Origin of the sequence: Hymenobacter rubidus (genome assembly GCF_016734815.1) — a bacterium.
GTDB lineage: Bacteria > Bacteroidota > Bacteroidia > Cytophagales > Hymenobacteraceae > Hymenobacter > Hymenobacter rubidus.
Window position 1 is genome coordinate 1 of the sequence record NZ_JAERQF010000048.1, and the last position, 14,921, is coordinate 14,921.

A 14,921-nucleotide genomic window follows, 5' to 3' on the forward strand; every position below is an offset into this window, starting at 1 on the left:
TCGCGCAAATCAAACGAATAAGCTTTCATCGGCAGAAGGTACGTCCAAATCCGTAAACTATCCTGAAATCCGCTCTATGTCCACCAACGCCTTGTTTGCGCCCTTCGCGCTAAAATCGCTGCAACTCAAAAACCGCATTGTCATGGCGCCCATGACCCGCTCCTTCTCGCCCAACGGCGTGCCGGGCGCCGACGTGGCCGCCTACTACCGCCGCCGGGCCAAAGGCCAGGTCGGCCTCATTCTTTCCGAAGGCACCGTGGTGGAACGCCCCGCCTCGTCCAACGACCCCAACATCCCGCATTTCTACGGCGAAGCCGCCCTGGCCGGCTGGCAGCACGTCATCGACGAAGTGCATGCCGCCGGGGGGCAGATGGGCCCGCAGCTCTGGCACATGGGCGTGATGGCCGAACACCGCTCCGGCTGGAAACCGTCGGAAAATTTCGAAGGTCCCTCCGGCCTCCTCAAGCCCGGCCATCCTGCCGGCAAGGCCATGAGTGAAAACGACATCACCGACACCATCGCCGCCTTCGCCCGCGCCGCCGCCGACACCAAGCGTCTGGGCTTCGATTGCATGGAGCTGCACGGCGCCCACGGCTACCTCATCGACCAGTTTTTCTGGGCCGGCCTGAACCAGCGCACCGATGCCTACGGCGGCGACGACCTCCCCCAGCGCAGTCGCCTGGCCGTGGAGCTGGTGCGCGAAGTGCGCCGGGCCGTGGGCGAGGACTTCGCCATCAGCCTGCGCCTCTCGCAATGGAAGCAGCAGGACTACGCCGCCCGGCTGGCCCGCACGCCGCAGGAAATGGAAGCATGGCTCCAGCCCCTGGCCGAGGCCGGCGTCGACATTTTCCACTGCTCGCAGCGCCGTTTCTGGGAGCCCGAGTTTGAAAGCGAAGGCTCGGACCTGAACTTTGCGGGCTGGGTGAAAAAGCTCACCGGCAAAACCACCATCACCGTGGGCTCGGTGGGTTTGTCGGGCGAGTTCCTGGCCGGTTTCGCGGGCGAAGCTTCCGAGCCGCAGGGCATCGAGGAGCTGCTGCGCCGGCTCGACCGCAACGAGTTTGACCTCGTGGCCGTGGGCCGCCAGCTCATCGTGGACCCGGATTGGGTAGAGAAAATTCAGCAGGGCCGCCTGGATGAAATGGTCGGCTTCAGCCGCGAGGCGCTGCGTAAGCTGGTGTAATTGTCCGGCCGTTTAACCTCACCCCCGGCCCCTCTCCCGCGGAGAGGGGAGCCACGGCGGCGCAACCGTTTGAATCGTCCGGCTCCCCTCTCCGCAGGAGAGGGGCCGGGGGTGAGGTGAACACCGCTACGCCAGCACCGCTTCCGTTTCCAGAATGGCCGTTTTCCCAGCTTGCACATGCAGGCTGTCCAGTGCCTGCGCCAAATCGGCAATTAAGTCATCGGCCGCTTCCAGGCCAATGGAAAGCCGCAACAAACTATCGGCAAAGCCGGCAGCACGGCGCACTTCGGCCGGAATGGCCGTGTGCGTCATCGATGCGGAGTGGCACACGAGGCTCTTGCCGCCGCCCAGGCTCACGGCCAGTTTGAAGTACTTCAGGCGGGTAGCGAGTTGGGTAGCGGCTTCTATCGTGTCCTCGTTCAGCACCAGGGCAATGATGCCGCCAAAGCCATCCGGCTGCTGCTTCTGGGCAATGGCATGGTTGGGGTGCGATTCCAGACCGGGGTAATACACGGCGCTGATTTCGGGCCGTGTTTGCAGGAACTTGGCCACCTTCAGCGCGGCGCTGCAGTGCTGGGCAATGCGCAAGTGCAGCGTTTCCAGCCCCCGAATCACCAGGAACGAATCGAACGGCCCCAGAATAGCACCCGAGGCGTTTTGGATGAACTGGATTTGCTTGCCCAGCTCTTCGGTAGCGGCCACCACGGCGCCGGCAATCAAATCGGAATGGCCGCCCAGGTACTTCGTGGCGCTGTGTACCACCAGGTCGGCACCCAGCAAAATGGGCTGCTGCAGCACAGGCGAGGCAAACGTGTTATCGACGCACAGCCAGGCGCCGGCGGCGTGGGCCAGTTCGGCCAGCGCGGCAATGTCCGAGATTTTGAGCGTGGGGTTCGACGGCGTTTCCAGCCACACCAGCTTGGTGCGCTCGGTGATGGCGGCCTGCACCTGGGCCAGGTCGGCGGTGTCGCAATACACGATGTCGATGCCGAAACGGCGGTACACGTGCTCAAACAGACGGAAGGCCCCGCCGTAGATGTCATCGATGGCCACAATCTGGTCGCCGGTCGAGAGCAGCTTCAGCACGGCATCGATGGCAGCCATGCCGCTGGCGAAGGCGTAGGCCGAATGGCCGTGTTCGAGGCCGGCCAGCAGCTCTTCGAGGGCGCTGCGGGTGGGGTTGGCGGTGCGGGAGTAGTCGAAGCCCTTGTGCACGCCCGGCGACTCCTGCACAAATGTACAGGTCTGGTAAATCGGCACCGAGAGGGCACCGGTTAGCTCGTCGATGGGGAAGGACTGAATGAGGCGGGTGGAAGCTTGCATGAGGTATTTGCGTTTTTGTGGTTGAGACGAAAACGCACCCGGTTACCGAAGCACTTAGCAAGATTTCTTACCGAAAAGGCATAAAAAAAGCCCTTCCGACAAGTCAGAAGAGCACCACCGCTGCAGACGGGAAAGCATCTTGTAGACTTATCTTCTCCCAAGCCGACCGAAGCCGTCTTAGAACAGGATTTAGCACCTGGTATTGCTACTGGTTGCTAAGGCATCGCAGGGCCTGTCCCTCCGCCTTTCTTGATAAGTGCTCCGATTAGGGAGCGCGCTGCAAATATAGCGGCGGTTTGAAACAGCGCAAGCGGTGGGGTGAAAAAATATTTTTTTTGCCTACCCTGCTGATAATAATCCGTCATGCAGAGCGCAGCGAAGCATCTTTACCTCAAGAAGCTGTTTAGAAAGTCTGATTTGCCTACACGTCTGTCATCCTGAGCGCAGCGAAGGACCTTATCACGTCAGAACAACGCCTATTCTGACGTGATAAGGTCCTTCGCTGCGCTCAGGATGACAACGATTTTGACTTTCTAAACAGCTTCCAAGAGTAATCCAATCGATAGGAGTTAGTATCGAGGTAAAGATGCTTCGCTGCGCTCTGCATGACGTTCCTTATTTTGCGGCCGGCCGCCCCTACCGCTCAATGTGCTTTACTTTAGCCTCATCCAAATCGAGCTGCGCTTCTTGCTGGCGCAGCACCTCATCATCAAATGCGTCGTGGTGGCGCAGGTGGGCCAGCGTCTCGCGCTGCACGTTCAGCACGTCGAGCAGCACGCGGTGGTACTGGCGTAGGGCGTCGCGGCCCGATTCATCGGCCTCCAGCGAATTGAGGGTGCGGGTGGTGAGGTTGACTTCGGTTTGCATGCGCTGCTGCAGGCGGGCAATGAGTTCGTTGGCCTCCAACTCGGCGGGGTAGTGACGCTGGAGGTGCTTTACGGCAGCGGTGCGCAGGTGCAGGCGCACGCCGGCCTCCTGCTCTTCGAGGGGAGTGCGGTCGTCGCGCTCGGCCAGTTTGGTGAAGCGGATGATGGCCGGAAGGGTGAGGCCCTGGAGCACCAGCGTGACCAGAATGACCACGAAGGTGATGAACAGAATCAGGTTGCGCTGGGGGAAAGCTTGCCCATCGGCCACTAGCAGCGGCACCGATAGCGCCGAGGCCAACGACACCACGCCGCGCATACCGGCCCAGCCCAGCACCAGCGTGCCCTGCCAGCCGGGGCTGGGCTCGCTGTTTCGCACACTTTTGCTCAAATAGCGCGGAATGAAGGCCGAAGGGTACATCCACAACAGCCGAATGACGATGACCAGCCCGCTCATCAGCAAACCGTAGGCAATGGCCTGTTGTAGCGAATAATTGCCCAGCCCCTCCACCGCAATGGGCAGTTGCAAGCCAATGAGAATGAACACCAGCCCATTGAGCACGAAGCTCACGCTGGCCCACACGCTGTTGGCCTGCAGGCGCGTGTTGGCATCGAACACCCGGTGCGAAAGGTGCGAGAGCAGCAGCCCGCCGCTCACCACCGCCAGCACGCCCGAGAAGTGGAATTCCTCGGCCAGCAAATACATCACGTAGGGCGCCATAAAGGTGAGTACCGTGTTGATGCTGGGCGTGGCGGGCAGGTACTTGTGAATGAGAAAAAACCCGTAGGCCACGCCCAGCCCCACCGCCAACCCCATGCCGCTGGTGAGCAGAAAACTGGTGGCCGCCTCCTGCCACACAAACGTACCCGAAAGCACCGCCAGCAGTGCAAACCGAAACACAATGAGGCTGCTGGCGTCGTTAATCAAACTCTCGCCCTCCAGAATGGCTGTCACCCGCCGGGGCACCTTAATGCCACGCAGCACCGACGTGGCCGCCACCGCATCGGGCGGCGAAATGATGCCGCCCAGCAAAAAACCCAGCCCCAGTGTGAACCCCGGAATAATGGCCCGCGCCACGTAGGCCACAATGAGCGAGGTGAAGGCCACCAGCCCAAACGCGAGCAGCCCAATGGCCCGCCGCCAGCGCCAGAAGTCGTTCCAGGAGGTAGTCCAGGCCGCTTCGTAGAGCAGCGGCGGCAGAAAAATCAGAAAAATGAGGTCGGGCGCGATGGCCACCCGCGGCAAGCCGGGCACGAAGCTCAGCCCCAATCCACCCAGCACCAGGAAAATGGGGTAGGAAATGCCGAGCTTCTGCCCCAGCATCACCAGCAGAAACACCGCGAAAAGCAGACCGAGAATGAGCAGAAGGGTTTCGTGCAGCATGGGGCCGGGTTGGGTTGAACAACCCAAAGAAACGCCAGGCGTCGTGTGCCCACGAAATGCTCACCAAAGTACGCTCGGCATGACGGGCTAAAGGTTGGTCCTGATGTGACTCAATACTTCACCCCGCTCGCCAAGCACCTGCCTACCTGTGCCACAGCTGCCGGCCTGTTGTCGGGCGCTTGGGCCGGTCAAAAAACACGATGTAGAGCACTCCGAGCAACGGAGTTAATAGCAAGGAGCTGAGCATGCGCAGGTGCCAGTAATGTGCCGGGCTCAGGTCCCAGACTTGGGCGAGGTGCTTGATGAGATGTATCATAAATAAATGTACGAGTTTCCGCAATCGATTGCTATACCAGACGGCTCGATTTGCAAAGTTTTTTCTGGGGAATAGCGCTTTTTGTTTGACTGACCCGCTCCTGCACAATCCCAGTTTTTGGCGCGTCACTTTCCCGCAACCCGCAGATTTTTCCCAATCCCAACTCCGGAAGCCGTACTTTTGACTCCCGTCATGCCCGAACGCTCCAACCCCTCCCCCTCCGCGTCGGCTGCGAAATTCATTTTCGTTACCGGCGGCGTCACTTCTTCACTCGGCAAAGGAATTGTTTCCGCCTCGCTGGCCAAGCTTTTGCAGGCCCGCGGCTTCCGAGTCACCATCCAGAAGTTCGACCCCTACATCAACATCGACCCCGGTACGCTGAACCCGTACGAGCACGGCGAGTGCTACGTGACCGACGACGGGGCCGAAACCGACCTCGACCTCGGCCACTACGAGCGGTTCCTGAACACCCCGACTTCGCAGGCCAACAACGTCACCACCGGTCGGATTTACGACCACGTCATCCGCCGCGAGCGCGAAGGTGCCTTCCTCGGCAAAACCGTGCAGGTGGTGCCCCACATCACCGACGAAATCAAGCGGCGCATGCTGCTGCTGGGCCAGAACGGCCAGTTCGACGTGGTCATCACCGAAATCGGCGGCTGCATCGGCGACATTGAAAGTCTGCCCTTCGTGGAGGCCGTGCGCCAACTCCGCTGGGAGCTGCCCGAGTACGATTCGCTAGTGATTCACCTCACGCTGCTGCCTTATCTGAAAGCGGCCGGCGAGCTCAAAACCAAGCCCACCCAGCACTCGGTGCGCGACTTGCGCGAGGCCGGCCTGCAGCCCGACATCCTCGTGTGCCGCTCCGAGTACCCCATTCCGATGGAGATGCGCCGCAAAATCGCGCTGTTCTGCAACGTCAAAATCAACTCGGTCATCGAAAGCCTCGATGCCGACAGCATCTACTCGGTCCCGCTGCTCATGCGCAAAGAGGGCTTGGACGAGCGGGTGATTAAGCGCCTGAAGCTGACCGGCGGCACTCAGCAGCCCGATTTGGAAGCCTGGAAAGACTTCCTTGGCAAGCTGAAAAACCCAACCGAGGAAGTGACCATTGCCCTTGTGGGCAAATACGTGGAGCTGCCCGACGCCTACAAATCCATCAACGAAGCCTTTGTGCACGCCGGCGCCCAGAACGAGTGCAAGGTGACGGTGCGCAGCATCCAGTCCGATAATATCACCCATGAAAACATCGCGGCCCTGCTGCACGGCTGCGACGGCGTGCTGGTGGCGCCCGGCTTCGGCGAGCGGGGTTTTGAGGGCAAAGTGACTACGGTGAAATACGTGCGGGAGCACAACATTCCGTTCTTCGGCATCTGCCTAGGTATGCAGGTAGCGGTGGTAGAATACGCCCGCAACGTCCTCGGCCTGCTCGACGCCAACTCAACCGAGATGGATGCCCTCACGCCCAACCCCGTGGTGGCCATGATGGAAGAACAGAAAAACGTGACTCTGAAAGGCGGCACCATGCGCCTCGGCGCCTACGCCTGCGACTTGCGCCGGGGCTCGAAAGCCGCCAAAGCCTACGCCCGCAACCACATCAGTGAGCGCCACCGCCACCGCTACGAGTTCAACAACCAATACCTGGCCCAGTTCGAGGACGCCGGCCTGCAAGCCACCGGCACCAACCCCGAAACCGGCCTCGTGGAGGTAATTGAGTTGCCTACGCATCCGTGGTTCGTGGCCGGGCAGTTCCACCCCGAGCTGAAAAGCACCGTCGAGCAGCCGCATCCGCTCTTCGTGCGCTTCGTGCGGGCGGCCATTCAGCACCGCAAAGGGTAGGACGCCTGCAGCTTGAGACATAACAAAAGAACGTCATGCTGAGCGCAGCCGAAGCATCTCGCGTGTAATAGTAATTCTCTTCTTGCGATTAGATTACTTGAGCGCGCGAGATGCTTCGACTGCGCTCAGCATGACGTTCGTTCATTCCTTCCTCTTCATTCCTCATTAAGCGCAGCGTCGCGCCGTACCTTTGCCCCTTCGCAACCTTTAATACCTAATGGATAGAAATCAAGCAACCGGCCTTTTCCTCATTTCGGCCTTGCTCCTCGTGTACCTGTTCTTCTTCAGCCCGAAGAAAACGGATGAAAAAGCGGCTGGCAAAACCCCGCCCGCCACCACTGCCGCCGCCAAAGCGCCCGCCATCCCTGCCACGGCCCTCGCGCCGGAAACCGCTCTTGATACCACGGCCGGCATCGTGAAAAACGACAGCCTGGTGAATGACAACCTCCGCGTGGCATTCTCCAGCCGCGGCGGGCGCATCACGGCTGTGCGCTTGCGCAAGTACAAGACCTTCTTCGGCAAGCCGATGGACCTGTTCGATGCCAAAAGCGCCCGGATGGACACCAAATTCCGGACTGTGGATGGCAAAACGGTTAAGTTTTCGGATTTGAATTTTCAGTCGGTGGCATCCAACGCCACCGATGGCGCTTCGGTGCTCACCTTCACCGCGCCCGTGGCCGGCGGCAGCATCGTGCAGACCTACACCCTGCCCGCCAATAGCTTCGAGTTGAAGTACGACCTGCGCCTGAATGGCCTGGAGCGCACCGTGGCCCAGGAGCCGCTCACCTTCACCTTCGTGGATGAGGTGCGCCAGACCGAGCAGGACCTGAAGCAGAACCGCAACCACACCACCATCAACCACTACCTGGCTGCCGGCGACCAGGGCGCCCTGGCCGAAGCCAGCGAGAAGCCCGAGGAATACAAAGCCGCCGGCCCCGTGAAGTGGGCGGCCCACAAGCACGATTTCTTCGTGGCCGGCCTCATTGCCGACCAGCAACCCTTCGCGGGTGGCGCGTTCAATGCCAATGTGAACCTGGCCGATTCGGCCACCATCAAAACTCTGAGCTCAACGCTGACCATTCCGGTGGCGGAGGTGGAGCAGGGCCGGGGCCAATACCGTTTCTTCTTCGGTCCGAATGCCTTCAACCTGCTGAAAAACGTGGCGCCTGAGTTCGACCGCAACGTGTACCTGGGCTGGGGCTTGTTCCGCTGGGTGAACCGCTTCGTGGTGCTGCCGGTGTTTCATTTCCTGGAAGGTTTCATTTCTTCCTATGGCATTATCATCGCCCTGTTGGTGCTGTTAATCAAGCTCGTAACCTGGCCGCTCACCTACAAAACCTACGAGAGCCAGGCCCGCATGAAAGTGCTGAAGCCCGAAATTGACGAGCTGAAGGCCAAGTACGGCGACGACCAGACCAAGGTGCAGCAGGAAACGATGAAGCTCTACCAGACCTTCGGCGTGTCGCCCCTGAGCGGCTGCGTGCCCACGCTGCTCACGCTGCCGATTCTGTTCGCCATGTTCCAATTCTTCCCGAACGCCATCGAGCTGCGCCAGCAAAGCTTTCTGTGGGCCAAGGACTTGAGCAGCTACGACGTGTTTATCAAGCTGCCGTTCTACGTGAAATGGTACGGCGACCACGTTTCGCTTTTCACCCTGATGATGACGGCCTCCACCCTGCTCATGACCTGGCAGAGCAACCAGACCAACACGGCCATGCAGGGCCCGATGAAGACCTATAGCTACCTGATGCCCATCATCTTCCTGTTTGTATTGAACAGCTTCGCGGCCGGCCTCACCTGGTACTACTTCGTTTCCAACGTCATCACCTTCGCCCAGCAGGCCATCACGAAGAGCTTCGTGGACGACACGAAAATCCGCGCCCAGCTCGACGCCAACAAAATCAAGAACAAGGACAAGAAGCCCGGCGGCCTGCAAGGCCGCATTGCCGAAGCCATGAAGGCCGCGCAGGAACGCGAGGCGCAGGCCAAGCGCAAGTCGTAATTGCGTAAGAACGCGCCATGGCGCGTTTGCACCACGCCAAACCCGGCAGCACGAAACCATAGGCACGGTTTTCGTACTGCCGGGTTTTTGTTTGCCTACATTCACGGCTTAAGTCCTCCTCGTTATGCACCGTTTCGTCATCCTCCTGTTTCTGGCCGTTGGTAGCCTGTTGTTGCCGGCTTGCACACACAAGGCGCACCCGCAACAAACGGCCAGTGCCTCATCCCCCCGCAAGGAAGCCGGCCCGGTACTCACCTTTGAGCGCACGCCCTGCTTCGGCACCTGCCCCGGCTACGCGATGAAGGTGTATGCTGACGGGCGCGTGGAATACAACGGCAGTCGCGCCGTGCCCATGATGGGCCAGCGCGAGCTGAAGATGCCCCTCGCCACCCTGACCAATATTCTGCGCCAGGCACAGGAAGCGCATTTCGACCAGTTCGAGAATAAATACCTGAGCGGTGCCAAGGACCTGCCCAGCACCATTATTGCCATTCGCCAGCCCTCGGGTGAGATGAAAACGGTGGTAGTGGAAGGCCGCGCCCCCGATAGCGTGCGCGACTTCTTTGCCGCCCTCGGCAATCAGTTCGACTCGCTCGCCCAAATCACCATCACCTCCGATAAATAATGCCGTGCTACCGGCACCGACCTATTTGTCGTTACAAAACCGCAGGTACTAGCGGGGCTTAAACACCGCGCGAAACGCTTTCAGAGCCGCCGGATGGTAAATGGTGGCGTGTGTTTCCTGCGGCATAGGCTCGTAGTGCCATGCTCCGGCCCGCGTTCCGGCAGATTTCACCATTTGGCGCGTAGCCGTGCTGTCGCCATGGATGCTGGTGGCCAGGTACACCGTCACGGCCGGCCGGCCGGCTGCCCGCAACCGAGTGCCCGCTTCTTTGGCTAGCTGGCCATTGTTCCACCACAGGCTGGGGTCGAAGGCAATGTAGGTATTGAACATATCCGGTTCGAGGAGCAGCGTTTCGACTACGAACAAGCCCGCCAACGACTCGCCCACTATGGCCGTCTCGGCCGTGGTGCGGTAGCGCTGCCGGATAAGGGGCATGAGTTCCTGCCGAATGAATTGCCGGAATGCCGCTGAGCCGCCCACTTTGGGCGCAATTTTCCGGTCCTCCGCATTGGTGGTGGGGCCGGTCAGGTCGCGCCGCCGCGCCGTGTTTTCGATGCCGACCAGGATAAATGGCCTCATCGTACCATTGCCGACCGATACCTGCACCAGGCCCGCGACGTGCAGAAAGTCCTCCTGCATGCCGCCATCGGGCATATACAGCACCGGCAGCCGCAGCTTCGCCGAATCGGCGTAGCCCGGCGGTAGGTACACGTTGATGCGCCGGGTTTCGCTCAGCACCTTCGACTCAATGGTGAACGTTTGGCCGATTACCAACGGGGCTGGCTCCGTAGCAGGTCGAAGGGCCTGACCATGCGCCGCGCCAGCCCACATCAGCCCTACTAGCAACAAGGAAACCACTTGGGTCTTGGGCATCATTGGTTAACAAGGTTGGTGAATTGGATAGGGCTCAGGGGCATATTCGCTTTCCTTTACGCCTACTCTTTGCGTACCCGCTCCAGCAGCAGCTGGTTCATGGGGTTCGGTGTTAGGCCGCGTACGTTATTCTGCGTGAGGCGCACCACTTCATCGTAATACAGGCTGATAACGGGCGACTCTTCCACCACAATTCGGTCCATAGCCTGGTAAAGGGCCGTGCGCCGGGCCACATCCTGGGTGCGGCGGGCTTCGTCGTAGAGTTTGTCGTAGGCGGCGTTTTTGAAGTGGGTTTTGTCGGGGCCGGCGGGGCTGAAGTTGGGGCTGTAGAACAGGGCCAGGTAATTTTCGGCGTCGGGGTAGTCGCCCAGCCAGCTTTTGGCGAAAAAGGCCACCCGGCCGTTGTCCACCAAATCCTGCTGCGCGGCCGATTGGTTGATATCAATCTGCACCTGCACGCCTACGTCGGCCCACTGCTTTTGCAGGTACTCGCCTATCTCCTTGCGTTCCAGCACCGTGCTGAGGCGCAGCTTCAGCGGCCGCTGCGGGACGTAGCCAGCGGCGCGCAGCAGCTGGCGCGCCTTTTGCGGCTGGTAGCTGTAGCCGGGCACTTCCTTTTCAGAAAATGACGGCAGCGCCGTGGGCACGAAGCCCGACGTGCCGGGATGACCCACGCGGTTGAGCAGGTAGGTCAGCATCTCGGGTTTGTTTAGGGCATAGTTGAGGGCTTGGCGCACGCGCTTGTCGCGCAGGGCCCGGCCTTGTACGGCCTGCTCACCAATCAAATTGGCCGAATCAAGCTGAATGCCCAGATACTCGGTGTTCAGATATGGCGCTTTCTGCACCGTAAACTTGCCTTCAAAATCAGCCCGAATAGTGCCGTCCGGGTGCATAATCAGGTCGCGCGAGCCGGCCCGGATGCCGGAGAGGAAATCCAGCTTGCCCTGCATAAAAGTCAGGAACTCCGTCTTGCGGTCGGGCAAAAAGCTCACCGCCACGGCGTCGAGGTAAGGCAAGGCGCGGCCTTTCTCGTCGCGCCGCCAGTAGCTGGGGTTGCGCTCGTAGAGCAGCACGTTGCCCTCATCCCAGAGCTTGAACCGAAACGGCCCCGTGCCCACCGGGTGCTCGCGGAAGTCCTTGCCGTATTTCTCTACGGCCTCATGCGGCACCACGTAGGCATAGGGCATGGTGAGGATGCCCAGGAACGGAATGAACGGCTCCTTCAGGTGAATGCGGAATGTGGAATCATTCACCGCCACAAAAGCCGTGTCGCTGATGCTGCCATCAGGCTTCTCCAGCACCTTGCCCCGGAAAATCCAGCCGCCGGAGCTGGCCGTAGCTGGGTCGAGGATGCGCTTGAAACTGTAAACAAAATCCTGAGCGACAACCCGACGCGTGGCAACGGGAGAAGTTTCGGTGCCATATTTTTCTACATCGGCCCTACTTCGGCCCGGATGGTCTTTCAGTTCCTGGTCGATTAGTGCTTTCGTGTCGGCATCCGAAGACTGAAATACCTCCTCATTATCATGAAAGAAAACGTTCTGGCGCAACGCAAAGGTGTAGGTGCGCCCATCGGGCGAAATGCTGTAGCGCCGGGCCAGCGCCGGCACCGGCAGCAGGGCCGAATCCAGCTCCATCAACCCGTTATAAAGCTGCGACACGGCCCAGGAATTGGCCTGGTTGCGGGCAAAAGCGGGGTCGAGCGACGACAGGGCCTCGGGCTGGTTGTAGCGGAATACGCGGCGCTCGTCGGCAGCCGAGCGGGCCGCGTCGTGGCAACCAGCCAGCGCCAGCGCGCCCACCGAAAATCCAAACAGTTTAGCCGAGCAGCCAGCCCAACGAGCCAAAAAAGGGGCCATGCGAACAGGGAAAGAATGTATCTTTGTGCAATGCTACGGCAAAAGTTATTAGTTATTAGTTGTCGGTTGTTCGTTGTCAGTTGTTAGTCCGCAAGGCTTAGAAAGTCCGCGAACTAACCCTGAATGCCAAACAACCAGCAACTGACAACGAACAACTGACAACTGACAACTAAATCCAATGGGAAAAATCATCGCGGTAGCCAATCAGAAAGGCGGGGTGGGCAAAACCACTACTTCCATTAACCTCGCGGCGTCCCTGGCCGCCCTGGACTACCGGACCCTGCTCGTCGACGCCGACCCCCAGGCCAACGCCACCTCGGGCGTCGGCTACGACCCCAAGGACATCCAGAACAGCATCTACGAGTGCATGGTGGACGGCATCAACGCCCAGGACATCATCCTGCCCACCAACATTCTGCCCCACCTCGACCTCATGCCCTCCCACATCGACTTGGTGGGCGCCGAAGTGGAGATGATAAACCTGCCCAACCGCGAGGAAAAAATGAAGGAGGCCCTGCGCCCCCTCGCCGCCGAGTACGACTTCATCATCATCGACTGCTCGCCCTCGCTGGGCCTCATTACGGTCAATGCCCTCACGGCGGCACACTCGGTCATCATCCCGGTGCAGTGCGAATACTTCGCCCTCGAAGGCCTGGGTAAGCTCTTGAACACCATCAAAATCATCCAGAGCCGCCTCAACACCGACCTCGAAATCGAAGGCATCCTGCTCACGATGTACGACGTGCGCCTGCGCCTATCCAACCAGGTGGTGGAAGAAGTTCGCATGCACTTCCAGCAGCTGGCCTTCGATACCATCATCCCCCGCAACGTGAAGCTGAGCGAGTCGCCCAGCTTCGGCATCCCCGTTATTCTGCACGACGCCGAGAGCAAAGGCTCCATTAGCTACCTCAACCTGGCCCGCGAAATCGTGGAGAAGAACAGCGTGGAAGCCACCGAGGAAACGGCGGAGGACGAGCGGATTTAATTATCCATCAAAATGTACACCTCCCTCACCCACCCGCTAATTGGAATCGACCCGGAAATCCGGTTTGGGCGGGCATGTATCATTGGCACCCGCATCAGCGTCGATGATGTGCTGGGCTGGCTCGGTAATGGCATGAGTAACGCCGACATCATCGAAGATTTTCCGGAGCTGGATGAAGAGTTGATTCGGGCCTGCCTGCGCTTTGCGGCCGACCGCCAGCGCCACACCCGATTAGTGGCCCGGTGAAGCTGCTGATTGACCAGAACCTGTCGTACCGCTTGGTAAAACCCTTGCAGGCGCAGTTTCCAGGCACGGAACAGGTGCGCCGGCTGGGTTTAACCAACAGCCGCGACACCAACATTTGGGACTATGCTCGTCAGAACGATTTTGTAATTCTGACGCAAGACGAAGACTTTTTCGACCTGAGTTCATTGCGGGGCGCGCCGCCCAAAGTTCTTCTGCTCAGAACCGGTAACCTACCCAGCGCGGAGGTAGTAGCCCTGCTGCAAAGCCAATTGCTGCTGATTTACACGCTACTGGCGCCCGAAAGCGAAGTAAATTGCCTTGAACTGACGTAGCTGCGTTTCCGCCAAACTTAACGGCTTGCCCTTCGCCCAACAATCCGTAATTTTGACATCCGTTGCCGCGTGCCTTTTATGGGCCCGGCCGATGAATTATGGCTCTAGAGAAGAACGAAGAGAAATTGCAAGCTGCCCTGGCTGCCGCCGCCGCAGTAAAACGCAAGGGTGGGCTGGGCCGGGGCCTCAACGCCCTGATTGAAGGCAGCTACGACAAAAAGGGCGACCGGCCCGGCTCCAGTGACCGGCTGGTGTCGCACCCCGTCAACTCGGTGGGCTTTATTTCCGTCGAGCACATCGAGGCCAACCCCTACCAGCCCCGCACCCATTTCGACCAGCAAGCGCTGCAGGAACTGGCCGACAGCATTAAGATTCAAGGCATCATCCAGCCCGTAACGCTGCGCCAGCTTGGCACCAATTCCTACCAGCTCATTTCGGGCGAGCGCCGCTTGCAGGCCTCCAAGCTGGCAGGTCTGGAGACGATTCCGGCCTACATCCGCAAGGCCGACGACCAGCAGATGCTGGAAATGGCCCTGATTGAGAACATTCAGCGCGAAAACCTGAATGCCATCGAAATTGCCCTCAGCTACCAGCGCCTGCTGAGCGAGTGCAACCTGCGCCAGGAAGAGTTGGGCGACCGGGTAGGCAAAAACCGCTCGACCGTGACCAACTACCTGCGCCTGCTCAAGCTGCCGCCCGACGTGCAGATTGGCCTGCGCGACGCCGAAATCAGCATGGGCCACGCCCGCGCCCTCATCGGCCTCGACGATGCCAAAGCCCAGGTGGAGCTGTTCCGCAAAATCGTGGCCGAGGAGCTTTCCGTGCGCCGCGTGGAGGAGTTGGTGCGCGCCGGTTTTGGCCGCAGCACCGATGGCCAGAAAGCCAGCCCCAACGGCAGCAACGCCCCGGCCCAGCCGGCCGTGCCCGTAGCCGAAATCCGCCGGGCCGAGCGCCACCTCACCGACCGGTTTGGCTCGCGCGTGCAGGTGCGGCCGACGGCCAAGGGCAACGGCGAGATTAAAATTGCCTTCGATTCGGTGGAAGACATGCAGCGCATTCTGCACATTCTGCAACCCTCCTAAAGCGGTTCT

General features: G+C 60.1%; 13 protein-coding genes and 1 riboswitch. Of the genes, 8 read left to right on the plus strand and 5 right to left on the minus strand.

Features of this window, described 5'->3' with window-relative positions:
• Positions 1-76 precede the first annotated feature (76 nt).
• Entirely contained in the window at positions 77-1,183 is a 1,107-nt protein-coding gene (locus tag JKL48_RS21150; protein WP_201987084.1) for an NADH:flavin oxidoreductase, read from the plus strand.
• Positions 1,184-1,309: 126 nt separating this feature from the next.
• Here the strand turns inward: JKL48_RS21150 and JKL48_RS21155 are convergent, their stop codons facing one another.
• The 3 genes from JKL48_RS21155 to JKL48_RS21165 form a co-directional block, all read right to left on the minus strand.
• Positions 1,310-2,506 carry a trans-sulfuration enzyme family protein gene (locus JKL48_RS21155; protein WP_201987086.1) on the minus strand — a complete coding sequence of 399 codons (1,197 nt, stop codon included), beginning with the start codon at positions 2,504-2,506 and terminating at the stop codon, positions 1,310-1,312.
• Between the two features lie 144 nt (positions 2,507-2,650).
• Positions 2,651-2,765, minus strand: a riboswitch (SAM riboswitch).
• 377 nt (positions 2,766-3,142) lie between these two features.
• Entirely contained in the window at positions 3,143-4,753 is a 1,611-nt protein-coding gene (locus JKL48_RS21160; RefSeq protein WP_201987088.1) for a Na+/H+ antiporter, read from the minus strand.
• Between the two features lie 142 nt (positions 4,754-4,895).
• Positions 4,896-5,069 carry a hypothetical protein gene (locus JKL48_RS21165; protein WP_201987090.1) on the minus strand — a complete coding sequence of 58 codons (174 nt, stop codon included), beginning with the start codon at positions 5,067-5,069 and terminating at the stop codon, positions 4,896-4,898.
• 192 nt (positions 5,070-5,261) lie between these two features.
• Here JKL48_RS21165 and JKL48_RS21170 point away from each other — a divergent pair, with 192 nt between their 5' ends.
• The 3 genes from JKL48_RS21170 to JKL48_RS21180 all read left to right on the plus strand — a co-directional run bounded on the left by JKL48_RS21170 (position 5,262) and on the right by JKL48_RS21180 (position 9,535).
• On the plus strand, positions 5,262-6,908 hold the full coding sequence (locus tag JKL48_RS21170; protein ID WP_201987092.1) for a CTP synthase: 1,647 nt from the start codon (positions 5,262-5,264) through the stop codon (positions 6,906-6,908).
• Between the two features lie 217 nt (positions 6,909-7,125).
• Positions 7,126-8,910, plus strand: a complete 1,785-nt coding sequence (yidC, locus tag JKL48_RS21175; protein ID WP_201987094.1) for a membrane protein insertase YidC — start codon at positions 7,126-7,128, stop codon at positions 8,908-8,910.
• Positions 8,911-9,034: 124 nt separating this feature from the next.
• Complete coding sequence (locus tag JKL48_RS21180) at positions 9,035-9,535, plus strand: DUF6438 domain-containing protein (protein ID WP_201987096.1); 501 nt, start codon at positions 9,035-9,037, stop codon at positions 9,533-9,535.
• A gap of 48 nt (positions 9,536-9,583) precedes the next feature.
• On the opposite strand, the gene JKL48_RS21185 is transcribed toward JKL48_RS21180, so the two are convergent.
• Positions 9,584-10,411, minus strand: a complete 828-nt coding sequence (locus tag JKL48_RS21185; RefSeq protein ID WP_236668965.1) for an alpha/beta hydrolase — start codon at positions 10,409-10,411, stop codon at positions 9,584-9,586.
• 59 nt (positions 10,412-10,470) lie between these two features.
• A complete protein-coding gene (locus JKL48_RS21190) occupies positions 10,471-12,267 on the minus strand; it encodes an ABC transporter substrate-binding protein (RefSeq protein WP_236668966.1) in 1,797 nt (598 codons plus the stop codon).
• A gap of 178 nt (positions 12,268-12,445) precedes the next feature.
• On the opposite strand from JKL48_RS21190, the gene JKL48_RS21195 reads away from it, so the two are divergent.
• The 4 genes from JKL48_RS21195 (at position 12,446) to JKL48_RS21210 (ending at position 14,912) form a co-directional block, all read left to right on the plus strand.
• Complete coding sequence (locus tag JKL48_RS21195; protein ID WP_201987098.1) at positions 12,446-13,252, plus strand: ParA family protein; 807 nt, start codon at positions 12,446-12,448, stop codon at positions 13,250-13,252.
• A gap of 12 nt (positions 13,253-13,264) precedes the next feature.
• A complete protein-coding gene (locus JKL48_RS21200; protein ID WP_201987100.1) occupies positions 13,265-13,498 on the plus strand; it encodes a DUF433 domain-containing protein in 234 nt (77 codons plus the stop codon).
• Positions 13,495-13,830: a DUF5615 family PIN-like protein gene (locus JKL48_RS21205; RefSeq protein WP_201987102.1), complete on the plus strand. Its 336-nt coding sequence runs from the start codon at positions 13,495-13,497 to the stop codon at positions 13,828-13,830. The genes JKL48_RS21200 and JKL48_RS21205 overlap by 4 nt, the downstream gene beginning before the upstream one ends.
• Positions 13,831-13,928: 98 nt before the next feature.
• Positions 13,929-14,912, plus strand: coding sequence for a ParB/RepB/Spo0J family partition protein (locus tag JKL48_RS21210; RefSeq protein WP_201987104.1), 984 nt, complete (start codon positions 13,929-13,931; stop codon positions 14,910-14,912).
• The last annotated feature ends 9 nt before the right edge of the window (positions 14,913-14,921 follow it).

Excerpts from the sequence above, each read along its gene's own strand:
- JKL48_RS21150 (WP_201987084.1), top strand. The coding sequence starts at position 77 with ATGTCCACCAACGCCTTGTTTGCGCCCTTCGCGCTAAAATCGCTGCAA.
- JKL48_RS21180 (WP_201987096.1), top strand. The coding sequence starts at position 9,035 with ATGCACCGTTTCGTCATCCTCCTGTTTCTGGCCGTTGGTAGCCTGTTG.
- JKL48_RS21155 (WP_201987086.1), bottom strand. The coding sequence starts at position 2,506 with ATGCAAGCTTCCACCCGCCTCATTCAGTCCTTCCCCATCGACGAGCTA.
- JKL48_RS21195 (WP_201987098.1), top strand. The coding sequence starts at position 12,446 with ATGGGAAAAATCATCGCGGTAGCCAATCAGAAAGGCGGGGTGGGCAAA.
- JKL48_RS21200 (WP_201987100.1), top strand. The coding sequence starts at position 13,265 with ATGTACACCTCCCTCACCCACCCGCTAATTGGAATCGACCCGGAAATC.
- JKL48_RS21185 (WP_236668965.1), bottom strand. The coding sequence starts at position 10,411 with ATGATGCCCAAGACCCAAGTGGTTTCCTTGTTGCTAGTAGGGCTGATG.
- JKL48_RS21210 (WP_201987104.1), top strand. The coding sequence starts at position 13,929 with ATGGCTCTAGAGAAGAACGAAGAGAAATTGCAAGCTGCCCTGGCTGCC.
- JKL48_RS21190 (WP_236668966.1), bottom strand. The coding sequence starts at position 12,267 with ATGGCCCCTTTTTTGGCTCGTTGGGCTGGCTGCTCGGCTAAACTGTTT.
- JKL48_RS21170 (WP_201987092.1), top strand. The coding sequence starts at position 5,262 with ATGCCCGAACGCTCCAACCCCTCCCCCTCCGCGTCGGCTGCGAAATTC.
- yidC (WP_201987094.1), top strand. The coding sequence starts at position 7,126 with ATGGATAGAAATCAAGCAACCGGCCTTTTCCTCATTTCGGCCTTGCTC.
- JKL48_RS21160 (WP_201987088.1), bottom strand. The coding sequence starts at position 4,753 with ATGCTGCACGAAACCCTTCTGCTCATTCTCGGTCTGCTTTTCGCGGTG.
- JKL48_RS21165 (WP_201987090.1), bottom strand. The coding sequence starts at position 5,069 with ATGATACATCTCATCAAGCACCTCGCCCAAGTCTGGGACCTGAGCCCG.